23 protein-coding genes are annotated in these 24,510 nt (G+C 39.8%); 8 read left to right on the top strand and 15 right to left on the bottom strand.

Annotated elements, in window-relative coordinates:
- Positions 1–2: 2 nt before the first annotated feature.
- The 8 genes from NQ782_RS17635 to NQ782_RS17600 all read right to left on the bottom strand — a co-directional run bounded on the left by NQ782_RS17635 (position 3) and on the right by NQ782_RS17600 (position 10,595).
- Entirely contained in the window at positions 3–353 is a 351-nt protein-coding gene (locus NQ782_RS17635) for a YbjQ family protein (RefSeq protein WP_000927245.1), read from the bottom strand.
- A gap of 113 nt (positions 354–466) precedes the next feature.
- Positions 467–1,921: a multidrug efflux RND transporter outer membrane channel subunit AdeK gene (gene adeK, locus NQ782_RS17630; protein ID WP_001174793.1), complete on the bottom strand. Its 1,455-nt coding sequence runs from the start codon at positions 1,919–1,921 to the stop codon at positions 467–469.
- The gene (adeJ, locus tag NQ782_RS17625; RefSeq protein WP_000046678.1) at positions 1,921–5,097 is read right to left on the bottom strand and encodes a multidrug efflux RND transporter permease subunit AdeJ; all 3,177 of its coding nucleotides are present in this window, start codon (positions 5,095–5,097) and stop codon (positions 1,921–1,923) included. Before adeJ ends, adeK begins: the two co-directional genes overlap by 1 nt.
- Positions 5,098–5,109: 12 nt before the next feature.
- The gene (gene adeI / locus NQ782_RS17620) at positions 5,110–6,360 is read right to left on the bottom strand and encodes a multidrug efflux RND transporter periplasmic adaptor subunit AdeI (RefSeq protein ID WP_000986589.1); all 1,251 of its coding nucleotides are present in this window, start codon (positions 6,358–6,360) and stop codon (positions 5,110–5,112) included.
- Positions 6,361–6,384: 24 nt separating this feature from the next.
- On the bottom strand, positions 6,385–7,011 hold the full coding sequence (locus tag NQ782_RS17615) for a phosphatase PAP2 family protein (RefSeq protein ID WP_001982009.1): 627 nt from the start codon (positions 7,009–7,011) through the stop codon (positions 6,385–6,387).
- Between the two features lie 184 nt (positions 7,012–7,195).
- Positions 7,196–9,256, bottom strand: coding sequence for a site-specific recombinase (locus tag NQ782_RS17610; RefSeq protein WP_000547894.1), 2,061 nt, complete (start codon positions 9,254–9,256; stop codon positions 7,196–7,198).
- A 14-nt stretch (positions 9,257–9,270) separates the two neighbouring features.
- On the bottom strand, positions 9,271–10,248 hold the full coding sequence (sdsA, locus tag NQ782_RS17605) for an All-trans-nonaprenyl-diphosphate synthase (protein ID WP_000234081.1): 978 nt from the start codon (positions 10,246–10,248) through the stop codon (positions 9,271–9,273).
- A gap of 47 nt (positions 10,249–10,295) precedes the next feature.
- The gene (locus NQ782_RS17600) at positions 10,296–10,595 is read right to left on the bottom strand and encodes a hypothetical protein (protein ID WP_000667118.1); all 300 of its coding nucleotides are present in this window, start codon (positions 10,593–10,595) and stop codon (positions 10,296–10,298) included.
- Positions 10,596–10,691: 96 nt separating this feature from the next.
- Here NQ782_RS17600 and rplU point away from each other — a divergent pair, with 96 nt between their 5' ends.
- From rplU to NQ782_RS17565, 7 genes are all read left to right on the top strand, one after another.
- Positions 10,692–11,003: a 50S ribosomal protein L21 gene (gene rplU / locus NQ782_RS17595; RefSeq protein WP_000271409.1), complete on the top strand. Its 312-nt coding sequence runs from the start codon at positions 10,692–10,694 to the stop codon at positions 11,001–11,003.
- 18 nt (positions 11,004–11,021) lie between these two features.
- Positions 11,022–11,279, top strand: a complete 258-nt coding sequence (rpmA, locus tag NQ782_RS17590; protein ID WP_000201632.1) for a 50S ribosomal protein L27 — start codon at positions 11,022–11,024, stop codon at positions 11,277–11,279.
- Positions 11,280–11,519: 240 nt separating this feature from the next.
- The gene (gene lolA / locus NQ782_RS17585) at positions 11,520–12,215 is read left to right on the top strand and encodes an outer membrane lipoprotein chaperone LolA (RefSeq protein ID WP_001056757.1); all 696 of its coding nucleotides are present in this window, start codon (positions 11,520–11,522) and stop codon (positions 12,213–12,215) included.
- A 127-nt stretch (positions 12,216–12,342) separates the two neighbouring features.
- Complete coding sequence (locus tag NQ782_RS17580; protein ID WP_057092937.1) at positions 12,343–13,131, top strand: RsiV family protein; 789 nt, start codon at positions 12,343–12,345, stop codon at positions 13,129–13,131.
- 118 nt (positions 13,132–13,249) lie between these two features.
- Positions 13,250–14,521 (top strand): serine--tRNA ligase, encoded by a 1,272-nt coding sequence (gene serS, locus NQ782_RS17575; RefSeq protein ID WP_000566834.1) that lies wholly within the window; start codon positions 13,250–13,252, stop codon positions 14,519–14,521.
- 67 nt (positions 14,522–14,588) lie between these two features.
- A complete protein-coding gene (gene cysG, locus NQ782_RS17570) occupies positions 14,589–15,962 on the top strand; it encodes a siroheme synthase CysG (RefSeq protein ID WP_057092935.1) in 1,374 nt (457 codons plus the stop codon).
- A 76-nt stretch (positions 15,963–16,038) separates the two neighbouring features.
- Positions 16,039–16,512 carry a tRNA (cytidine(34)-2'-O)-methyltransferase gene (locus NQ782_RS17565; RefSeq protein WP_000582207.1) on the top strand — a complete coding sequence of 158 codons (474 nt, stop codon included), beginning with the start codon at positions 16,039–16,041 and terminating at the stop codon, positions 16,510–16,512.
- 49 nt (positions 16,513–16,561) lie between these two features.
- Here the strand turns inward: NQ782_RS17565 and NQ782_RS17560 are convergent, their stop codons facing one another.
- The gene (locus NQ782_RS17560) at positions 16,562–16,942 is read right to left on the bottom strand and encodes a helix-turn-helix domain-containing protein (protein ID WP_001002019.1); all 381 of its coding nucleotides are present in this window, start codon (positions 16,940–16,942) and stop codon (positions 16,562–16,564) included.
- A gap of 117 nt (positions 16,943–17,059) precedes the next feature.
- Between NQ782_RS17560 and NQ782_RS17555 the strand changes: the two genes are divergently transcribed.
- Positions 17,060–17,620, top strand: a complete 561-nt coding sequence (locus NQ782_RS17555; RefSeq protein ID WP_057092933.1) for a flavodoxin family protein — start codon at positions 17,060–17,062, stop codon at positions 17,618–17,620.
- A gap of 38 nt (positions 17,621–17,658) precedes the next feature.
- On the opposite strand, the gene NQ782_RS17550 is transcribed toward NQ782_RS17555, so the two are convergent.
- The 6 genes from NQ782_RS17550 to rpoD form a co-directional block, all read right to left on the bottom strand.
- Positions 17,659–19,044 carry an APC family permease gene (locus NQ782_RS17550; RefSeq protein WP_000183443.1) on the bottom strand — a complete coding sequence of 462 codons (1,386 nt, stop codon included), beginning with the start codon at positions 19,042–19,044 and terminating at the stop codon, positions 17,659–17,661.
- 265 nt (positions 19,045–19,309) lie between these two features.
- A complete protein-coding gene (locus tag NQ782_RS17545) occupies positions 19,310–20,494 on the bottom strand; it encodes an iron-containing alcohol dehydrogenase (protein ID WP_001118410.1) in 1,185 nt (394 codons plus the stop codon).
- 1 nt (position 20,495) lies between these two features.
- A complete protein-coding gene (locus NQ782_RS17540; RefSeq protein WP_000626048.1) occupies positions 20,496–21,029 on the bottom strand; it encodes a hypothetical protein in 534 nt (177 codons plus the stop codon).
- Positions 21,030–21,109: 80 nt separating this feature from the next.
- On the bottom strand, positions 21,110–21,763 hold the full coding sequence (lipB, locus tag NQ782_RS17535) for a lipoyl(octanoyl) transferase LipB (protein ID WP_000050858.1): 654 nt from the start codon (positions 21,761–21,763) through the stop codon (positions 21,110–21,112).
- Between the two features lie 184 nt (positions 21,764–21,947).
- Positions 21,948–22,235, bottom strand: a complete 288-nt coding sequence (locus NQ782_RS17530) for a YbeD family protein (RefSeq protein ID WP_000887099.1) — start codon at positions 22,233–22,235, stop codon at positions 21,948–21,950.
- A 97-nt stretch (positions 22,236–22,332) separates the two neighbouring features.
- Entirely contained in the window at positions 22,333–24,219 is a 1,887-nt protein-coding gene (gene rpoD, locus NQ782_RS17525; protein WP_001281941.1) for an RNA polymerase sigma factor RpoD, read from the bottom strand.
- Positions 24,220–24,510: the final 291 nt, after the last annotated feature.

Genomic DNA, 24,510 nt, shown 5'->3' with positions numbered 1-24,510 from the left:
ACCTATGCATTAAATGGATCGGGCAGATGAGGTGCTTGAGGCTGCACAACCACTGCTGTGCCATATACGAATAACTCAGAAGCACCTTGGGCAATATTTGAGGTAGAAAAACGAATACCCACAATTGCATTGGCACCAAGTTGCTGGGCTTTTACAATCATACGTTGCATGGCCTCTTGGCGAGATTCTTCTAATAATTCGGTATAACCCGTAAGTTCACCACCTACAATATTTTTTAAACTTGCCATCAAGTCGCGACCCACATGCTTACTACGGACGGTACTTCCGTAAACGACATCCAGCTGCTTTAAAATTTGATGGCCTGGAACACTTTCTAAATTACTTAATAACATTGTTTTTTATCAAACTAAATTTATTAAGCTTTCAAGATAAAAAATATTCAGATGAGTTGCAATAAAAAAGCCCACCGAAGTGAGCTTTTATAAGTAAGAAAGTGATTTAAAACTTATTGCTTTTTAAGTTCAGCACTAGATGGTTGGTGTACCACTGTATCTGAAGTATTTGCTTTTAAACCACCACCTAGAGTTTTGTATAACTCGATTTGGTTGTTTAAGTTTGCTTGTTGAAGCAATAACAAACCTTGTTCAGCTGCATATGAAGAACGCTGTGCATCAAGAACTGTCAAGTAACTATCAATACCAGCACGGAAGCGGGCATTAGAAAGTGTGTAGTTGCGGTTAGTTGCTTCTACTAGACGTTGCTGAGCGGTTAAACGCTCACCAATGTTAGCACGAGTTGCAAGTGCATCATTAACTTCACGGAAAGCCGACTGAACTGATTTTTCATAATCAGACAATGCAATTTTCTGATCGGTTTCAGAAATTTTTACATTGGCACGGCGTGTACCCCAGTCAAAGATTGGTAAATCTAAGCTTGGACCAACTGACCAGACAAAACCACCAGACTTAAATAGATCACTTAAGTCAGTTGATGCATAACCAGCCGAGCCCGTTAAGCTAATGGTTGGGAATAAACGTGCTTTTGCAGCACCAATATTCGCACCCGCAGCGCTTAAGTTGTATTCAGCAGCTTTTACATCCGGACGGTTATTTAACAAGTCACTTGGTAAACCGGCAGTAAACACATTTTGTTGAGCAATGCGTTTTACAGGTTGTGTAGGTAACAAGTTTTGTGGAACAGGTTGGCCTACAAGCAAGTTCAACAAGTTTTGTGCTTGAGCAATTTGAGTTTTGTAGTTCGCTACATCATTGCGCGCAGTTTCTACGGAAATCTGTGCTTGACGTAATGGAACTTCACTGTCGATACCTACATCAAAACGTTTTTTGTTGAGATTGTAAGAATCTAACTGTGCTTTAAGCGTTTGCTCTGCCAGTCTTAAGTTTGCTGTTGCAAACGAATAATTTAACCATGCTTGAGCAACTTGGCTAATCAGACTGATTTGAGTCGAATCACGAGCACTTTGTGTTGCAAGATAACTATCTAAAGCAGCATCTTTGAGGCTACGAACACGACCCCAGAAATCTAGCTCATAAGCAGTTACACCCAAACCTACTTGATAAGTAGAGTAGGGGTTATTCGGATCACGGCTTTGAGAAACCTGACGAATTGCACTACCACTTGCACCGATTGTTGGAAGCTGGTTGTTCTGTGTAATCTGATATTGCTGTTGAGCACGTTCAATATTGAGCGTTGCTGTACGTAAGTCACGGTTATTGGCAAGAGCCAAATCAATCACTTCAAGCAAACGCGGGTCAGCAAAGAACTGTTTATAACCCTGTTCAGCAATAGACGTACCAGAAGCGCTGTTATATGCATAGCTTTGTGGTATATCGGTTTTCACGACTGGTTCTGGGCCGCGCATGCTTTGACAAGCTGCCAAAGCAAGCGCAAGTGCAGATACCGCAATGCTACGACCTGAAATAGACCATACTTTTTGCATCACGATTTATGCTCCTGAGTGTTTATGGTTTTTGGTTTGTACTTAAAGATACTACGAATCCACACATAGAATACAGGGATAAAGAAGATACCTAAGAACGTCGCGCTGAGTACGCCACCAAGTACACCAAAGCCTACAGAGTGCTGACTTCCTGCACCGGCACCTGTTGAAAGTGCAAGTGGAAGTACACCGAAACCGAAGGCAAGGGTGGTCATGATAATTGGACGTAAACGCATTTTTGCAGCATGTAAGGTTGCATCAAGTAGATCTTCACCTTTTTCCTGCAATTCTTTTGCGAATTCAACAATCAAGATCGCATTTTTTGCAGAAAGACCGATAACCGCAATAATCGCTACCTGGAAGTAAATGTTATTTGAGAGATTTGGATCTCCTTTAATAATCATGCCCAAGTAGGTCAATACGATTGCACCAATGACACCAAGTGGTACCACAAGTAAAACCGAGAACGGAATTGACCAGCTTTCATATAGTGCAGCCAAGCAAAGGAATACGATTAACAATGAAAGTGCGTATAAGAACGGCGCTTGAGCACCAGACTCACGTTCTTCAAGTGATAAGCCTGTCCATTCATAGTCGAAACCTTGTAAGCCCATAGATGGTAACTTACCAATAATTTCTTCCATTGCTTTCATGGCATCACCAGAGCTCACGCCAGGTGCAGGTGTACCTTGAATGTTAACTGATGACACGCCGTTATAACGTTCGAGACGTGGAGAACCATACGTCCATTCGCCTGTAGCAAACGCCGAGAATGGAACCATCTCACCTTTGTTATTACGTACATACCATTTGTTTAAGTCTTCAGGCATCATACGGCTGCCCGCATCACCTTGAACATAAACTTTTTTCACACGACCACGGTCAACGAAATCGTTAATGTATGAGCCACCCCATGCAATACGCATTGTATTGTTGATTTCGGCAATACTAACGCCCATAGCACCAGCTTGAGCCTGATCTACATTAATTTGATACTGAGGAGTATCTTCCTGACCATTTGGACGCACACCTACAAGACGTTTATCTTGTGATGCCAAACCTAAAATTGTGTTACGAGCTGCAATCAGTTTCTCATGGCCTTGACCACTTGAATCTTTAAGCTGCAAGTTAAATCCGGCAGTTACACCAAGTTCAGGCATTGCTGGAAGCTGTAACGGCATAACGTATGATGCATCTTTAATGATCATATTTAATGCCATACCACGCTGAATCAATGAACCAATTTGAGTTTCTGGTGTCGTACGTTTGCTCCAGTCTTTCAACTTAACGAAGCCAATACCCGCGTTTTGACCAACACCTGTGAATGAGAAACCAGAAACAGTGAAAATAGATTCCACGGTATCTTTTTCATTCATAAAGAAGTTAGTCATGGTGTCAATCACTTTACCGGTACGGTCAAGCGTTGCATTTGGTGGTAATTGTACAAGTGTCATGACCACACCCTGATCTTCTTCTGGTAAGAATGAAGACGGGAGTTTTTGGAACAAGAAGACTAAAAGGGCAACTACAACAGCATAGAGCACGCCAGAGAAGATTTTGCCTTTAAGCATGCGGCTAACACCATTTTGGTAGCTATGCGACATGCGGTCAAAACCATTGTTAAAGCTTCTAAAGAAACGCGCAAAGATATTATTGCTTGGTTCTTTATTAGGATCATGCTGTTTCAAGATAGTTGCACAAAGTGCCGGTGTGAACGTCAACGCTACAATTAACGACAGTACCATTGCAGTTACAAGGGTAATCGAGAACTGGCGGTAAATTACACCTGTTGTACCACCAAAGAAAGCCATTGGTACGAATACCGCTGTCAATACGCTGGTAATACCTACTAACGCACCAGAAATCTGCTGCATTGAGCGAGAAGTGGCGGTAACCGGATCGGTATGGTCTTCACTCATCACACGTTCAACGTTTTCGACTACAACAATGGCGTCGTCGACCAGAAGACCGATTGCCAATACCATAGCGAACATGGTTAAGGTGTTAATTGAGAAGCCAAAGATATTAATGACCGCAAATGTACCTAATACAACTACTGGAACTGCAAGCGTTGGAATAATCGTTGCACGCCAGTTTTGTAAGAATAGGAACATGACAATGAATACCAAAATCACGGCTTCAATTAATGTGTGTACTACACTTTCAATTGAAAGACGGATAAATGGAGTCGTGTCATAAGCCAGTTTATCTGCAAGACCTGTTGGATAGTTCTTACGTAGTTCAGATAAACGTTGTTCAACTGCTTCGGCTGTGTCGAGTGCGTTAGCACCTGTTGCAATTTTAATTGCAAGACCAGCTGCCGGTTTACCGTTAAACTTCGAGTCAAATTGATAGTTATCCGAACCTAATTCTACGCGAGCAACATCTTTTAATCGAACCTCAGCACCTGATGCTGTGTTCTTTAAGAAGATATTTTTAAACTGTTCAGGAGTCTGCAATAAGCTTTGTGCATTTACTGTTGCGTTAAGAACTTGACCTTGTACAGCCGGAGCACCACCTAACTGACCTACAGCAACTTGCGAGTTCTGCGCTTGTAAGGCAGTTGCAATATCACTAGGAGTAAGTTGGTAGCTTGTTAATTTAGCTGGATCAAGCCAGATACGCATTGCGTATGAGCCACCGAAGACCTGTACCTCACCAACACCGGCAACACGGCTAAGCGGTTCTTTAATTGACGAGTTTACGTAGTCTTTAATGTCAGAGTCTGACAGGTTGTTATCTGGTGAATAGAATGCAATAACTTGCAAGAAGCTCGCACCAGATTTAGTAACTGTTACACCTTGACGTTGTACATCTTCAGGTAAAAGCGCAGTTGCAGATTGCAATTTGTTTTGAACTTGAACCTGTGCAATATCAGGGTCAACACCTTGTTCAAAGTTTAATTGAATAGATGCCTGACCATTACCAGCACTGTTAGATGAAATATAACGTAAGCCATCAAGACCATTCATTTGTTGTTCAATGATCTGGGTTACAGTATTTTCAACTGTTTCAGCCGATGCACCAGGATAAGTCGCAGCAATCGTTACGGTTGGTGGTGCAATCGTTGGATATTGTGCAATAGGCATTTTTGTTAGCGTAAGAATACCCGCCAACATAATGACTAATGCAATCACCCACGCAAATATGGGGCGATGAATAAAAAATTGTGCCATTCAATCTACCCCTTATGCATTTGAAGCTGCTTTCTGTTCTGCTTGAGGTTTACCTGATTGAGCCGGTTTCGCAGCATTTGGTGCTGCACCTTGAGAGTTTGCTGGTTGAGCTTGATAAGGTTTTGCTGATACTTCTTGCCCTTCTTTAACTTTGGCAACACCATCAACAATGACTTTATCGCCGGCTTTTAAGCCGTTAGTCACAATCCAGTTTTGTCCTTGAACACCAGAGGTTTCAACAGGACGGCTCTCAACAACCCCTTTAGCATTAACAAGCATCGCTACAGCTTGTCCTGTAGGTAAACGAGTAATGGCAGCTTGAGGAATCAGGTAAGCATTTGGAACAACGCCCTGAACAATTTGCGCAGTGGTATACATACCCGGAAGCAATAAATGATTCGGGTTAGAGAATACGGCACGTAATGTAATTGTTCCTGTATCTTGGTTTACAGAAGCGTCAGAGAAAGCAAGTTGCCCTTCGATTGGATAGGTAGAACCATCTTCAAGCTTTAATTTTACTTTCGTGTTGTTACTGTTATTTAAACTGCCTTTGCTTAGTTGTTGACGTAAACGCAATAACTCAGCACTAGACTGATTAATATCAACATAGATAGGATCTAACTGTTGAATCGTTACCAACGGGTCAGTCTGGTTTGCAGTAACCAAAGCACCAGCCGTTACTGAAGAACGACCAGATTGGCCAGAAATAGGAGAGCGAATTGTAGAATAACCAAGATCTACATTTGCATTTGTTACTTGAGCCTTAGCTGCTGCAACTTGTGCTTCTGCAACATTGACTTGACCAAGTAAGTCATCATATTCCTGTTTAGACACAGCATTACTAGAAACAAGTTGTTTATAACGATTTAACTTGGTACGTAGTGAAGCTAGATTTGCCTGTTGTTGTAGGAGTGATGCTTTTGCATTTTCTAACGTTGCACGGTTCGTTCTAGAGTCGAGCTCATAAAGCGCCTGACCTTCACGAACATAGCTTCCTTCAGCAAATAAACGTTTTAAAATCACGCCACTTGTTTGAGGACGAACTTCAGAAATTTGATATGCTGAAGTACGGCCTGAAAGCTCAACGCTTTGTTCAACACTTTGTGGTTGAGCAACAATAACACCTACTTCTGCAGGCGGCATTTTCTGAGCAGCAGCAGCTTGCTGTTTCTCATCGGAGCCTTTGCTACAACCAACAAGCGCGATACTTGTTGCTAATGCGCAAGCAGTAAGGGCTGGTGCCCAAAGCTTAGCCGACATCATTGTTCCACCTCGTTTAGATAAAATCTAAAAATATATTTGTTTTCTACTTAACCTACTTTGTGTTTGTAATAACCAGAGCCAAAGCAGTGCAATCCAAATAAAACCAATGCCCCAACCAGCGAGTACGTCTGTTGGGAAATGAACTCCTGCATATATTCTTGAAAGCCCCATACACACAAACCAAAGACAGGAGATCAAAACAATATAAGGAGAGTTAATGTTGTGCTTATGGCATAACATAATCATTGCCAGACAAGCCAGTGTTGATGCATAAACACTATGTGCACTTGGGAACGATGCACCGTAACTTTCAACAATATGATATGCCTCAGGAGGTCTAGGCCGGTTAACACACCACTTGAGCAGCCAACCCATGGTGATACTGCCAATAACTCCCAAGCTAATGAAAATAACAGTAATATATTTTTTATACCATGCTAAATATATACATACTAGAAAGGATAAAAAACATACAAAAGGCATGCCGCCTACGCGTGCAAGAAAGGTGGTTATACTATTAAGATAATCTAAACGATGGTGACTCAATGTTTGAACGGTGAGCAAGTCCAAAGATTGAAGACTTGGTACAAAAAGACCAAGAACACCTAATCCTAAAAAAACGCAACCAATACAAAGCAATAGATAGGGCATAAACACACCTTTGCTTATTCATATAGTTTTTCACTATTGAATGCCGTTGAAAGTGTACTTGCCAGTACACTTTTTTTCAAGCCTGATAGATCATCGTAAATTCATTTTGAAATTTTTTTAACATTTGGAAAAACAATCACAACAAAATTGACGGACATCACATTTTGTGTACAAAGCAAAACATTTAATGTTCCGCTTTTTTTCCGCTATTGGCTTGGGCATTTTCTTCTAATTCTAGAGGCTGTTTCGGTGGCCAGAAGAAGTCACTTGGTCGGGTAAGAAAATGGGTCATGACCAGTTTAGCTAATGGCTTCCATTGTTCAAAGCGAACTCGACGTGCACGTAATGCCACAATAATAGTGAGTGTGAAACTCACAAATAAGTTGGTGAGACCAATACAGAGTACGCCTAAAAATGAAACTATAATCAAGCCAATATCAGGACTACCATTAATAGTCATTAAACCTTGAATGAAGTTCGCTGACGCAAAGGCAATGTGACGAATATCTAGAGGTAGGCCCAAAATAAAGCCAATTGTTCCCATACTTCCTAACATTACGCCAAATAAGAAATTACCTGCGAGCGCCCCTAAATTACGTTCAATATATTCTGCAAAACGGTTCAGGCGTTCTTGTCCAAATAAGTTTCTTAAACGTCGATGTGCTTTTAAACGTGGTCCTACTTTTCTATAAACTGCCATGTTGTCGAAGTAGCCCGCAATTAGGCCAGATAAAAACAAACACACCCCAGCAATCGCTGCATGCGGAACGGCTAATGAGGTAAAAGGGTTTAGGCTATGTAATAGATAAGTTGCCTTGGTATGAGTTAATAAAGGCTCATCAAGATAGAACTGCCAAGCAAAGGTAATAAGAGCAGCAGTAGGAATTGCAATCGAGATATTACCCAAAATAGCAATAAACTGAGTTCGAATAATATTGATAATAAGTGCGGCTAATTCTGCAATTTGTGCCGTTTTAGAGCCTTTCCGTTGCTGAACTGTGGCTGCAAGTGCGGCAGCTGTCATTGCGGGTTGTTTTGTTGCAACAGTAAAGTGCAATACATGAATCAGAATAAAGCCCAGTGAATAGTTCATACTGAACGTAAAGGCTTGCATGAGCGGAGCCATCGTCATACGTGCAGCAAGAATTTTTAATGAGGCCATACAGGCAATAATCACACCTGCACCAGCAGCGGCTTTATACATGCCCCAAAAGCCTTTGGTGTCTGTACTTACATAGTGTTCGCCAGTACGGCTTGCATTCTCTGTGACTTGAAAGGCAATAAGCTCACTGGTCGTGCTGAGTAACGAGCGAACACTTTTTTCACTATAATGTGCTTTAGTTAAGTCTGAAATTAAGTTTCCTAAAGAAACGTAGCGTCCCTCGCTATCATCTACAACTAGATAGAGTAATAATTCAATCCGATCTAAACACTGTTCAAGTAAAGACAAAAGATAGGTCAAACTTAAACTTACACCGATTCTTTTGGTCGCTCGGCGTATTTTTAAAACGACGTCTCGACACTGCTCTAGCATTACAAATGCTTGAGAGGCATCAGGAGGTGGAAGCACAGCAATGTCGTTGCTAGAAATATCCTGTTTTTTGTACTTCTCTATAAACTCAATAATTTCACGGTTTTGTACCAAAAATGGCGATTCATATTCGGTTAATTCAGGTTGAGCGTTAATAAATTCAGGATAAAGACCGATACCACTAATACGGTAAGATAAGACAGTAATTGCCTTAATCATTTCTCGCTGAATGGCATGCTTTTCATCGACATTACTGTTACTTTGCCCAATAAGTCCGAACAAAGTTGCCCAATCCTTGTCATCGACATTGTTTAACCAGATTGAATCACTTTCTAAATAGAAAATTTTTCCAATCAGAATTTTTAGCTGGCTTGCATCTTCAATAAGTGGCAGAAAGTGACCGCCAAGTCTTTGCCCAAGCTGGTTCCAGAAGCCATCTAAAGACAAAATACCACTATCTGCATATAAGCTGACTTGCTTATATTGATTAATGAGGCGTAATAAAAAGGTTTGTAAAAGAGCTGGAGCGGTAGGAGTAAGTAATAGACTATCAATAAAAGCTTGTATTTTTTGCTCTATTTCATCCGTATCTTGGGGATCGGATGGCCGTAAAGCATTGACTAGGTCAATGAGAATATTTTCGTCAATAACAGCTTGAGGGCTTTCAAGCTGTTTCTGGATTTTAAAAAAATGTTCTGAAAAATTTATATGCATAGGCAAAATAATATCTACTGTATTCGATGTAATGCAAGCCGAGTTAAATTAATCAATGCTTGACGATAAGGTGTATCAGGCAAGATTGATAAGGCTTGCAGTGCTGCTTCTGTTTCTTCTTGGGCACGACGCTGGCAATAGTCTAAAGCACCAGACTTTTGCACAATTTCAATCACTTTAGGTAATTGGTCAACACCACCAGTCGCAATACTGCGTCTGATAATGGCATGCTCTTCACCGGTTGAATGTGCTAATGCTGAAATTAACGGTAAAGTCGGTTTACCTTCCATTAAATCATCACCAATATTTTTACCTAATGTTTCAGCATCTGAAGTGTAGTCTAAAATATCGTCAATAATCTGGAATGCATTTCCGAAATGACCTGCAAATAATCTTAAAGGTTCGCGGTAAGCTTCTTGTCCTGCCAAAATAGCCGCACCTTCGGTTGCAAGTTCAAATAAACGAGAAGTTTTCCCGTGAATAATTTTTAAATATGTTTCTTCGGTTGTATCCGGTTGATGCTGAGATTGGAGCTGTAATACCTCACCTTCAGCAATTTCACATGTACCTGTTGAGAAGTCTTTTAATAAGGTCATGTTGTTTAAATCAACCAAAAGGTCAAAAGCGCGGGCAATAAGGAAGTCACCAACCAATACGGCCGTTTGATTGTTCCATGTTGCATTTGCAGTAGGGCGACCACGGCGAAGTCCAGATTCATCAACTACATCATCATGCACTAAAGTTGCGGTATGAAGCATTTCAATAATAGCTGCCAGACGCTGTGCATTTTGCATATTGTCGAGGCCGCAAGCGCGTGCTGCAAGTAAACACATGATTGGGCGCATACGTTTGCCGCCAGCTTCAACTACATGTTTACTCACTGACATGACCAAGCCGACTTTTGAGCTAATTCCTTCATTAATCAAGTGATCCATCGCAGCAAAGTCTGTAGCAACAGGAGCGAGAATGTCTTGCTTAAAATCGATGACCATATGAAGAAAAACCCCGTATTGGTAGATAAGTGGCGTTAGTGTATCAATTAAAAGTGCATTAAACAGGGAAACAAGCAATTGATATTAATCATTTGTATGTTCATGAAGAGTTCTTTGTTCTTTATTTCTGCAAAACGATGTGTTTCCGACAAAACAATAAATTTTAATAACGTCAACATGAATACAGCTTGTTCTTGTTGCAAGTTGTGTTTGGAACTGTATTTTAAATTCCATTCAGAATCAATGAAAAGTACTAAAATCAAATTGAAGCTATTTTTATTATGTAAGAATGATGGCTTCTGTTGCTTAGTTAAAGATAAAGCACTTGTCGTTTGATCAAATTTCACTTAAAATCTGTCGCCTTGTATAACCCCAGTGGCGTTCGTTTTAAGATCGATATATCCCTTTATCGGCACGACGACACGGGCTGATTGGAGTACGTTATGTACGCAGTAATCCAAAGCGGTGGTAAACAGCACCGTGTAGTTGAGGGTGAAACCCTTAAAGTTGAATTATTGAAGGCTGAATCTGGCGCAACTATTACATTTGATGATGTATTAATGGTTGTAAACGGTGACAACATTCAAATCGGTGCTCCAGTTGTAGCTGGCGCTAAAGTAACTGCAGAAGTGATTGGTCATGGTCGTCACGACAAAATCCGCATCATCAAAATGCGTCGTCGTAAACACTACCGTAAACAACAAGGTCACCGTCAATGGTTCACTGAGTTGAAAATTACTGGTATTTCAGGCTAATCACGAGGAGTAAGAGACATGGCAACTAAAAAAGCCGGTGGATCGACGAAGAACGGTCGTGATTCAAACCCAAAAATGTTAGGTGTTAAAGTTTACGGTGGTCAAACTGTAACTGCTGGTAACATCATCGTTCGTCAACGTGGTACTGAATTCCACGCTGGTGCAAATGTTGGTATGGGCCGTGACCATACTTTATTTGCTACTGCTGACGGCGTAGTAAAATTCGAAGTGAAAGGTCAATTTGGCCGTCGCTACGTAAAAGTTGAAACTGTTTAAGTTTTAGCTTAAGAAAAAGCCCACATTTTGTGGGCTTTTTTTATGGAAATACATCAATATTGTCTTCATGATGATGAATGAAATTCTACAAACAACATGAATAACATAACAAAATATCTTATTTTCTCAATGATTAGCACAAAGTTTGTCGGTTAATATAAGTCTTGAATGAAGAGCTTGTTTAGCTGGATTAATTGAAAGGCTAGCAAGTTATCTTACAGCAACTAAAAAGGTGATGACATGAATATGCTTCGTAAAACCATGTGTGCTATTACACTCAGCGCCTCAGTGCTTGCTCCTGTAATGAGTACTACAGCGTTCGCTGCACCCGTAGCAGCACCGGAGCAACAGGCAATTGGGAACCTGGTAAATCAGTTATCAGGCTTACAGCGTTTGACTGCCGATTTTGAACAGACAACGAAAGCGAATACAAAAACTGTAGCACAGAAAAAAGGCTTAAGTGCTCAGCATATGAACCAGACATTTAAAGGTTCAATGAAAGTTGAACGTCCGGGGAAATTTTATTGGGAAACTGTAAGTCCCTCTAAGCAAACTATTGTAACAAGTGGAAAAACAGTCTGGATTTATGACCCTGATCTACAACAGGCTGTGCGCCAAAGCCTAGATGATCAGGTCGCTGATACACCGGCTTTATTACTTTCTGGTAATACTAACCAAATCATGAAGTCTTACCGAGTAACTCAGCCAGATAAATCTAAGTTATATTTCACTTTATTCCCTAAAAAAGAAGATGGAGCTTTCCAAAGCTTAACGATTAGTTTTGGTGCCAACAAAGCACCTACACTCATGGTATTGCAAGATTCTTTAGGTCAAACGACTTATGTTCGTTTCAAGAATGTTAAAGTAAATGCCTCAATTCCGGCTTCAACTTTCAATTTTACGCCTCCGAAAGGTACCGATATTATTGATCAATAAGCCTCATTATTTAGAAAGCCATCTTTACGATGGCTTTCTTTTTATATATCAAGCCTAGATACATTTTTTAACCCCGTCTTAAACTTACGCTTTGTATAGTGGTAGGAGTGAGTTTACGGGGATTAACATGCAACTTTACGATAAAAAAACTATTTTCATTCTTCCAATGTTAGCTGCCATGGTTGCGGTGAGCGGTTGTCAGCCAAAATCTACGGCTAAAGATGAACAACCGGCTTCTAGTGCTTCAGTAAAAGAGCAAAAGCAAGCTGAAGTCCCTGTCATTCAAGCAAAAGTTGTTCCTGTAAAGCTGCCAAAACCTAAAGTTTGTCTTGAAGACGGCTGCACTGAATATGATTTTCAGACCGTACAAACCAATCAAAAATGGATTAATGATTATTTTACGAACCGTATAAAGAAAGCAGACCCGAATGCTTTTGCAAATTTGGCTGATAAACCTGTTGAGGTACCGGAAGGGGAACCGAGCTCAAGTCAGAGTGCCATCTATGTCCGTTATTTAGGGCAAAATTATAACCTTGCAACCTTTGTATTCCAGACATATTCATACTCTGCGGGGGCAGCACATGGTATGTCACATCAAGAGTTTGTAAATTTTGACTTGCTAAATAAAAAGCACATTACCGTTGAAGAACTTATTAAGCCAGATGTTGAAAAACAGTTGGTTGATGCACTTTTTAATGCAAATACTAATTGGCTTCAAGAGCACAATATTAGCCGCGAAAAACTGCAATTAAGTGATAATTTCTACTATGGTGCAAATGGGATTGTTTTTGTCTATCCAATTTATGAATTAGCTTCTTATGCAGAAGGTATGTCTGAATTAACCTTGCCATATTTTGAAGCAGCTAAATATATTAAACCTGAGTATTTACCGAGTGTACCGAACTATAACTTATAAAATATAAGATCTATTCTAAGAATTGTGTGAAAGCTATTCGTTATGAAGATGATCACTATATTTTTTAGTGTTAAGGGCTTACACTATAGCCAGTTTTTTACCCATATTATGATTGATTATGATCGACCCTAAGTTACTCAGAAATAATATTGAAGTCGTTAATGCAGCTTTGGCAAAACGTGGTGTTCAGTTAGATGTTCAAGAATGGGCATCTTTAGAGACTCGCCGTAAAGACTTGCAATCAAAAACTGAAAAGTTACAGGCAGAGCGAAATGCCGGTGCTAAACAAGTGGGTCAGATTAAAAAATCCGGTGGCGATGCTTCTGAAATCATGGCACGTATGCAAGCCATTGGTGATGAAATTAAAGCTGCCGAAGTTGCTTTATCAGAGCTACAAAACGAGATTGAGCAAAAAGCGCTTAGCATTCCTAATTTGCCGGACGAATCTGTACCAGCTGGTAAAGATGAAAATGATAACGTTGAAATCTCAAAATGGGGTACACCTCGTCAGTTCGATTTTGAAATCAAAGATCATACTGATTTAGGTGAGTGGATGGGCGGACTAGAGTTTGAAACTGCCACTAAACTCACAGGCTCACGTTTTAGTGTGTTGAAGGGACCTTTAGCTCGTCTACAACGTGCTTTAACTCAGTTCATGCTCGATACCCATACTTTAAAGAATGGTTATACCGAAGCTTATGTGCCTTATTTGGTAAATGCTGATTCATTACGTGGGACAGGTCAGTTACCAAAATTTGAAGAAGATCTATTTAAACTTCAAGGTGAAAAAGAATACTACCTCATCCCTACAGCAGAAGTTCCAGTCACTAACTTTGTCCGTGATGAAATTATTGATGCAGATCGCTTACCATTAAAATATGCGGCCCATACACCATGTTTCCGTAGTGAAGCAGGTTCTTATGGTCGTGATACACGTGGTTTAATTCGTCAGCACCAATTTGATAAAGTTGAAATGGTGCAAATCGTTAAGCCTGAAACATCTATGCAGGCACTTGAAGAGCTTACTGCACATGCTGAGGGCATTTTACAGGCGCTTGGTTTGCCTTACCGCAAAATTTTGCTCTGTGGTGGTGATATGGGCTTCGGTGCGACTAAAACTTATGATTTAGAAGTTTGGGTTCCAAGTCAAAATACTTACCGTGAAATTTCAAGCTGCTCTAATATGGGTGATTTTCAGGCACGTCGTATGAAAGCACGCTACCGTATGGATCAGAAGAAGACCGAATTGGTGCACACTCTAAATGGTTCAGGCCTTGCTGTTGGGCGTACTTTACTTGCAGTAATGGAAAACTACCAACGCGAAGACGGTTCAATTGAGATTCCAGAAGTATTACGCCCATATATGGGTGGTGCAACGTTTATTGATTAAGCTTTGCATCTAAATTGTGCACGGTTTTTGCTTAAACATAGTCAGATGATTGATGTAGAGGTTTAAGGTGGATATTTTTCCAATCTCTTTGAAGTTGCAACAGCAACGTTGTCTGATTGTGGGCGGAGGGCATATTGCTTTACGCAAGGCAACCTTATTGGCTAAGGCAGGAGCAATAATTGATGTTGTTGCTCCTGCAATTGAAGATCAGCTTCTGCAATTAATTAAAACAACAGGCGGCGAGCCGTTTATTGAAGCTTTTGCTGAAAAATTTTTAAGTACACCCTATCGTTTAGTTATTGCAGCGACCAATAATGCAGAAGTAAATAAAACAGTTTTTGAGCAGTGTGAAGCGCGCAATTTACTTGTAAATAGCGTCGATGATATTCCACATTGCCGTTTTATGGTGCCTGCGATTATTGATCGATCTCCATTAATTGTTTCAGTGGCTTCAAATGGAACATCTCCTGTTCTATCTCGTCAAATCCGTACGCAGTTAGAAACCTCTATTCCACACGGCATGGGCAAGTTAGCTGAGTTTTCAGGAAAATGGCGCAATCAGGTTAAAGAAAAAATTTCTAATCCAGATGAGCGCCGTATTTTTTGGGAAAACTTGTATGCAAGCCCCTTAAAGGAACAAGTTTTTAATGACAATCTAGATGTTGCCGATAGCATGCTTGAACAAGCATTGCAGGAGTGGAAAGCACCTAAAGGCGAGGTTTATTTGGTGGGGGCAGGTCCTGGTGATCCTGAACTCATTACTTTAAAAGCTTTACGTTTAATGCAGCAAGCTGATGTGGTCATTTATGACCGCCTTGTTTCTGTACCTATTTTAGAATTGTGTCGTCGAGACGCAACAAAAATATATGTTGGTAAAGCACGTTCTAACCACAGTGTTCCTCAAGAAGGTATTAATGCATTATTGGTTGATTACGCAAAAAAAGGTAAACGTGTTTGCCGTTTAAAAGGGGGAGACCCTTTTATTTTTGGCCGTGGTGGCGAAGAGATCCAAGAGTTATTTCAAGCTGGCGTCCCATTTCAAGTTGTTCCCGGTATTACTGCTGCGTCAGGGTGTTCAGCTTATGCAGGTATTCCGCTTACCCATCGTGATTATGCTCAGAGTGTCCGCTTTCTTACAGGCCATCTAAAAGAAGGTTCTCCTGAGTTACCGTGGGATGAACTGGTATACGAAAACCAGACATTAGTACTGTATATGGGGTTAGTGGGATTAGAGCGTATTTGTGAGCAGCTGATTGCGCATGGACAACGTCCAGATATGCCAGTCGCATTAATTTCAAAGGGTACGACACCTGAACAGAAGGTTGTGATGGGGTCACTTGCTGATATTGCATCTAAAGTGACAGAACATCAAATTCATGCGCCGACACTCACAATTATTGGTGAGGTTGTACGTTTGCGTGAACAGTTACAGTGGAATTAGTCGGCTTATTGATATCTGCAAAAGAGATGTAATTATTGCCTGAGCTAACCAATAAGTAATTTAAGTGAGTAATTAAGTGATTCATGTTGTTCTATACGAGCCTGAGATTCCTGCTAATACAGGTAATATTATTCGTCTATGCGCGAATACAGGCGCTCAATTGCATTTAGTTAAGCCTTTAGGCTTTGAACTTGATGATAAAAAGCTTAAACGTGCAGGGCTTGATTATCATGAATGGGCAAGAATGCAAATTTGGGACAACATAGAGCTTTGTCTTGCGGACTTAAAAGCAAAAGGTGTTGAGCATGTTTTTCCTTTAACTACGAAAGGTTCTGCTACGCCTCATACAGTTGATTTAAATAGACCTGTGGCTTTATTGATGGGGCCAGAAACACGCGGCTTGCCTGAACATGTTCGTCTGATGTTCCCTCAAGAACAATGGATTCGTTTACCAATGGCAGAAAACTCAAGAAGTTTAAACTTATCTAATGCAACTGCCGTAATTGTATATGAAGCATGGCGTCAGCAAGGCTTTAAAAAATTAGGTTAATTTCTTAAGTACTAAATAAAAATAAGGCCCTTAGTGGCCTTATTTTTATTCAAGCTTGCTCTAGCACTTTTTCATCATAAGTCATTTGGGCTGCTAAAACCTGTTCAATATTGGTTTCGGCCCATTCCTTTAATTGGAACGCCATTGAAGCGACATTTTGCCCCAGAGAAGTGAGTGAGTAATCAACACGAATAGGAGACGTATTCTGAATTTTACGCTCAATAAAACCATCTCTTTCTAGCATCTTTAGTTTTTGTGATAAGACTTTAGGAGAGATGCCTTGTATATTCTTTTTGAGCAAATTGAAGTGCTGAGTTTCCTCTTCAAGCACATTTAAAATCAATAAAACCCATTTATCTGCAATTTTTTCAAAAAATAAACGAGCAGGGCAATGTTGTTGAAAAACATTATATTTTAGACCTTCATTCATACTTTTTACCTGCTAATTTCTTAAAAAATTACCATAGTTACCAGTTAGTAACTAATTGACACCTAGTATCTAAAATATATCATTAAATGGAATTTAATAAAACATAGGTTTTCTTCCATGTCTAATTCTAATATTGCGGTTGTATATTTCTCAGGTTATGGCCACACTAAAGTAGTGGCTGAAACTTTTGCTAATGAAATTAATGCTCAACTTATCCAGATTAATCAGGAAGGTAATATCACTGAGCAAGATTGGGAAACATTGAATAATGCAAAAGGTATTGTGTTTGGTGCGCCGACCTATATGGGTACAGCACCATGGCAATTTAAAAAATTTGCTGATGCAACTTCAAAGGTTTGGTTCACACGTGGTTGGCAAGATAAAGTATTTGCAGGCTTTACGAATAGTGCAAGTTTAAATGGGGATAAACAAGTTACGCTTATCCAGCTGCAAACTTTAGCATCACAGCATGGTGGCATTTGGGTGAGTCTGGGCTTATTGCCAGCGAATACCAAAGATGCAACACGTGAAGATGTAAATAACTTAGGCGGTTCGGTAGGGCTTTTAGTTCAATCGCCTTCGGATGCAAGTGTAGATGAAGTCCCAACAGGGGATTTGGAAACAGCTAAAGTTTATGCAAAACGTGTACAAGCCATTGTAAATAAACTATATGGTTAATGAGTCCATAAAAAAGGCGCTTTTAAGCGCCTTTTTTATTATTCATGCTCATTATGTTGAGGAGCATTATATTTAAAGCCTTTGGTTTTATAGGCAAGATAACCTACCCCAAACACTGCCCAAGCTAAGCCAATTTGCAAAGCAAGCTTGTCAATTTCTAACCACATTAAGAACACACTAGCAAAGCCAAGCGTTGGTACAATAATGTAATTAATAATATCTTTGATAGATTTGTTTTTACCATCTCTCAGCGCGTAGCGCGAAATCACCGAGAAGTTTACAAAACTAAAAGCAGTTAAGGCCCCGAAACTAATTAAGTTAACAATATGTTCAAGGTCTAAAAAGCCAGCAGATAATGCAACTACACCAACAATAAGAATATTGTAAGTCGGAGTATGCAATCTTGGGCTAATATGACCAAACAGCTTTTTATTGATAACCCCATCACGGCCCATTACATACATTAAGCGAGATACACCAGCATGTGCTGAAATACCGGATGCCATTACTGCAACTACAGCAAAATATAAAACTAATGTTTTAAATGCAATGCTGCCAATTGCTGCAACCATAACAGGTTGTGATTCATCTAACGGTTTAAAATAGATGTTTGGGTTGCTAGGGAAATACAACTGGATAAAGTAAGTGCTTACGATAAAAATAATACCTGCAAGCAATGCTGTTGAGAAAATCGCTTTTGGAAGCGTTTTTTCAGCATCTTTAGTTTCTTCTGCAAGTGAAGATAAAGCATCAAAACCTGTAAAAGAAAAGCACAGTACTGTTGCACCACCAATCAAAGCACTAATAGAAGTCATATCATTCCAAAAAGGAGTTAATGACCATAATTCGGCTTTATCGGGATTAAGCGTACCATCAGCATATACGCCTTGGGTAAGGAGAATATATACTTGATAAACAAAGTAAAAAATAACACCAAGTTGAATAACCACAATTGTACTGTTAAAACGCGCGACAAAGCGTGCGCCAAATAAGTTAATTACAGTCATTAATGCAGTTAGACCAATAACCCATAGCCAATTATTTACTTCTGGAAACAAAGCTCTTAAATAAATATCGGCCAAAATGATATTGACGAGTGGTGAAAGTAGATAGTCTAGCCAAGATGACCAACCCACCATAAAACCAACATTAGGGTGAATTGACTTTTGGGCGTAGGTATATGCTGATCCTGAAGAAGGATAGCGTTTGATCATGTGTCCATAACTGATCGACGTCAATAAAATTGCAACTAAGGCAAAGATATAAGAAGTAGGTACATGTCCACCACTTCGTTCTGATACTAAACCAAAAGTATCAAATAAAGTTAATGGCTGAATATAAGCTAAACCAATAATAATGATGTGCCAAAGCACAAGATTCTTTTGAAGTTTAGCTGTTGGTTTAGTCCCAGATAAGTTTGTCAACGGCGTTATCCTCATAATCGTTGATCAAGGATCAGCTTGGTGTTAAGGATCGTTTGAGACGAACGATCCCCCCTACATAAAAGATAAAGTGCGCCAATCTATCCTAAATTGATGCAAATTGTCAGTACTTTCGTGGATTTTTTAGCAAATTTTTTGCCATATTTCCAAAGAAAATGATGAATAAAAATTCATAGATATAAAAAAGGTCTGATTTGTCATAAAAATCAGACCTTTAGCTTTTTGCTTTAGATATCTAAATCTTAACTTACCAAGCTTTTTGTAAGATCTCTCGTAGATCTTTTAAGCTTGCTTCTTTAGGATTATAAATAATTGAGCCATCATTTAGTGCTTTTTCTGCCACTTCATCAAGCTGTGCTTCAGTAACTTTACCTGTTTCACGTAAGGTACGTGGTAATTTGGTTAAGCTAAATAAACGATCACGCATTGCTAAAATAGTTGCGATTGCTCTGTCTGCACGCTGAGTAGCAGGAGTCTGGGCATAAATATCCGCACCTGCAAGTGGTAATAGCAACTCGCCAATTTTCTGACCATTGACTTGTTTATTGTACTCAAGCACATAAGGTAAGAATAAGTTCATGCACAGCCCGTGGGGCAGGTGAGCAACTGCACCTAATGCATGTCCTAATGAGTGTACAAGGCCTACCATCGAGTTAGAGAATGCGATACCTGCCATTGTAGAAGCTTGTGCAAGTTCTAAACGACCTTGTGAGTCATTTGGATTTTCTAAGACATTAAATAGATTTTCGCTAATTTTTTTAATACCTGCACTTGCATAGGCATCGCTAAGCGGGTTAGCTGCCATACAGGTGTATGCTTCAACACAATGTGTTAATGCATCCATGCCCGTCATTGCAGTTAAGTGAGGTGGTAACGTTAATGTCATGCGTGGATCTAAAATCGCAGCATGTGGCATTAAGTAATATGAAGCAAATGCCAATTTAACATTCTTTTGTGTATCAGACACAACAGCAACCATGGTCACTTCAGAGCCCGTACCTGATGTAGTCGGGATGACGAAAAATGGTTTTAATGGTTTTGGTAGGTTGTGTGCACCAGAATATTGAAGAAGATCATCTCCACCTTCTGATACTAAAATGTTAGTTGCTTTAGAGGTATCGATAACAGAACCACCACCCACAGCAATAATCGCATCACATTTATTTGTGCGATAAGCTTCCGCGGCAAGTCGAACAACTTCAAGGCTTGAGTCTGGTGGAACATCATCAAAAACATGACCAATGACTGCATCAGTTGTGCTAAAAGCAGCTTCAATAGGGTTTAACAAGCCATTTGCACGAACACCTTTATCGGTAATGATAAGAGGGCGTTTTGCACCTAAAGTCGCAAGTTCAAACGGAATATGTTCTAAAGCAGCATTACCGGCAATGACTTTTACAGGACAAAAGAATTCGTAATATGGTTTAGCCATGTTATGCGCTCCGCTTGAAGTAAGACTTAGCTACTTTTAAATAAATATTTGCAGCTTGGTTGAATTTTTCTTTTAGGGTAAGTTCAGTTGGGTATTCTTTAACAGCGAGTGAAGCCACCAATTTCGGTAAAATGAGAGACTCCATTTTATTGAGGCAGCGGACTAAACGAATTGCTGCGGATACATCGCCATCAGCAATCATGCGGTCATTTGCAAAGGCTTGAGCAGTACTTTCCTGAAAAGAGAAAACCAAAAAAGCATGAGTTACATGCTTAAACGTAATGGTTAAGTCAGGCTTTTTTTCCGCTCTTTTTAGCAGTTCTAATTGTTTATCTTCTGTCACTCGTGCAAAAAATGCTGGTCCATTTGGGAAGACATTCATTGAAAGTACAAAGTGAACAGGAAATTTAGACACTTCCTCTTGTATTTCACTATCTACTTGACTCGCCATGACTAAGCCTCGACCAACAACGTCCATCATGAGCTTAACGTAGGCAAGTTGCAGAGTGGGCTTTACAGCTTTTGTCGAAATCACTTGCTATCCCTTCTTAAAATTATGCAAAAGCAAATTTAGAGTAATTACTCTAATATATTTTTATTCCATCTCAAAATCATTTATTCAATTTTGACTTCTGGGTCATTAAAGTACCCAGTCGCTTTAATATACTCAATAAAGTCCTGACAAAGTTGTTCAAATGATGGATATGGAGTCACTAAATCTTGTATGCGGACCATTTCTAGCCCTGCATAACCACATGGGTTGATGGTTTGAAAACCAGTTAGAGCACAGTCCAAGTTTAGGGCTAAACCGTGATAACTACGTCCACGGCGAATTTTGAAGCCTAATGAACCAATCTTTCTGCCATCCACATAAACGCCTGGTGCATCAGGCTTTGCATATGCTTCAATGTTATATTTCTTTAAAACATCTATCATAAATTGTTCAGCAAAACTGACCAATGTGCGTACATTCCATTTCAGTCGATTAAGGTCAAACATAAAGTAAGCGACGAGTTGACCAGGACCATGCCATGTCACTTGTCCACCACGGTCAGTTTGTACCACAGGAATGTTTGATGGAATCAGAATATGTTCTGGTTTTCCAGCCTGACCTTGAGTTAGTACTTCATGATGCTGGAGTAACCACAGCTCGTCTGCTGTATTTTCATCACGTTGATTGGTCAGGTTCTTCATCGATTCGAATTTGCTTTGATAATCTTGTAAATCGTTCCACTGACGAATAATCAAAGTGGGTTTATCAAGGCTCATTAAACATTTTCCTGTGCATGGTACTTAACAGAAGGGAAGTCTCTCAACTTTTAAATTATGAGAGTATGCTTTTGATGAGTTTAAAGTATTTTGCCTAAGCGGTTCTAAATATTTGTAATTATTTCTATAAAGATTGGTATAAATAAAAATGCCATGACATTAAATTTGTCATGGCATTTTAAAATTAAAGCGCAGTTCTTATTTGCGGACAAGCAGCCAAGTCTGCATACAAAGCATGCACTTGTTCCAATTCATCAAAGCGTAATTGCGCGGTTAATGAATGGTATTTGCCTGTACGTGATTCTTGTACTTTTAACGTTGTTTGGTCAAAGTCAGGAAAATGTTTCACTAGAATATCAACGACAGCTATACGTAATTCTTCACCCGCATCGCCAATGAGTTTAATTGGATAGTCCATTGGAAATACCCAAAGGTCTTCACGGAGTTCGCGAGATGGAGTGCGGTCTAACATAAGTAACCTCATCATGTGAAACGCCTGCATCATCGCAGGCGTTTATAGCTCTTTCTATTAAATGGGGACTAGTCTCGAAATTTCAAGATTTCAAAAATTAGTCATTCTCTAGGAAAGAACGCAAGTGTTCAGAACGAGAAGGGTGACGTAATTTACGCAATGCTTTCGCTTCAATCTGACGAATACGCTCACGTGTTACATCAAACTGCTTACCTACTTCTTCTAAAGTATGATCGGTTGGCATATCAATACCAAAACGCATCTTCAATACTTTTGCTTCACGTTCAGTTAAGTTTTCTAAAACTTCACGAGTTGCTTCTTTTAAGCCTTCTGAAGTCGCAGCATCAATTGGAGAAGTGATGTTCTGGTCCTCAATAAAATCCCCAAGATGCGAATCTTCATCATCACCGATTGGAGTTTCCATTGAAATTGGCTCTTTCGCAATTTTAAGAACCTTACGAACTTTAACCTCATCCATTTCTAAGCGTTCGCCTAACTCTTCAGGAGTAGGTTCACGGCCCATTTCCTGTAATAATTGACGCGATACACGGTTAATTTTGTTAATCGTTTCAATCATGTGTACAGGAATACGAATTGTACGGGCCTGATCGGCAATAGAACGGGTAATTGCCTGACGAATCCACCAAGTCGCATAAGTCGAGAATTTATAACCACGACGATATTCAAACTTGTCTACGGCTTTCATCAAACCAATGTTCCCTTCTTGAATCAAGTCAAGGAACTGTAAACCACGGTTGGTATATTTTTTCGCAATCGAAATTACCAAACGAAGGTTGGCCTCTACCATTTCTTTTTTCGCACGACGAGCTTTGGCTTCACCAATTGCCATACGTTTAGAAATATCTTTAATTTCACTAACGTTTAGGCCAAGCTCTTTTTCGATATCTGCAATTTTTTGCTGGAAGGCTAAAACATCAGGACGAACTTTTTCCAAGTGAGCCTTGATTTCAGCTGGAGCTTTAGCAATTTGTTCATCTAACCAAGCAGGATTAGATTCCTGTTTCGGGAAAGATGTACGGAACTGGTTACGGTCCATACGGCCACGACGTACTGCATAACGCATAATTTCACGTTCATTGGCACGAATTTGTTCATGAGTTCCGCGAATCATTTCTGAAATGATGTCAAATAAACGTGGAGTAAATTTAAACATCATAAATACAGTTGCTAAAGACTCAAGAGCTTCATTTGCTTCAGGGCTATTACGGCCATGTTTTTCAATGACAGCTTTAGTTTGAGCCCATGCAGCTTCTAATTCAGCAAAACGAACTTTTGCAACTTCAGGATCTGGACCTGAATCACCTTCAGAATCATCATCACCTTCAGACTCTTCTTCTTCATCGTCATCATCAAGCTTAACTTCTTTCGTTGACTTTGTAGATGATTCGTCTTCTTCCTCAAGCTCTTCAACATCTTCTAAAACTTCCGGAATATCTTCGTCAGTTTCAGGGTCTAAATAACCAGATAAGATATCGGCAAGACGGCGTTCGCCAGTTAAAAAATCATTATATTCTTTTAATACAACTTCAACAGCATTTGGCCAGTAAGCGATTGAGTTCAAGACATCACGAATGCCTTCTTCAATACGTTTAGCAATGCTGATTTCACCTTCACGGGTTAACAGTTCTACTGTACCCATTTCACGCATGTACATACGTACAGGGTCTGTCGTACGTCCAGGCTCATTTTCAACAGATGCAAGTACGGCAGCAGCTTCTTCTTCAGCAACTTCATCAGTTGCATCAGCTGATTCGCCGAACATGGTATCGTCAGATTCAGGTGCACGCTCGTGTACAGGAATACCAACGTCTTGAAGCATCTGGATGATGTCTTCAATCTGTTCGCTTTCAGTAATCGAGTCCGGCAGATGATCGTTAACCTCAGCGTAAGTTAAGTAACCTTGTTCTTTGCCTCGGCTAATCAGAGCCGCTACTTGAGAAGTAGGGGAATGCATATCGCTCATCTTTGCTTACTCTTTGTTGAATCTGTGGCAGTGAAAAACCGTGCATGATAGCACAATTTGCTTGAAATGTTTGGGCTTTGATCGGTGACCGTTAAATAAAAAATATCTTTGAATTCACGACTATTTTTTGAATATTGGGCTAAAATCATTTTTTTCAAGGTTAAATCATAGAAAAATTTGTAGAAATCTTCGATTATCAAAAGACTGTTCTGTTTTATAAATACACAATTTTTTGGGTGAAAAAAAGTACAAATGAGCAATTAAATGAAAAAAATATAAATAAAACTTGAC

Origin of the sequence: Acinetobacter sp. BD54, from assembly GCF_044778325.1 — a bacterium.
Lineage (GTDB): Bacteria > Pseudomonadota > Gammaproteobacteria > Pseudomonadales > Moraxellaceae > Acinetobacter > Acinetobacter baumannii.
Note: the sequence above shows the minus strand (reverse complement) of the source record. Positions and strands in the feature narration are given on the sequence as shown.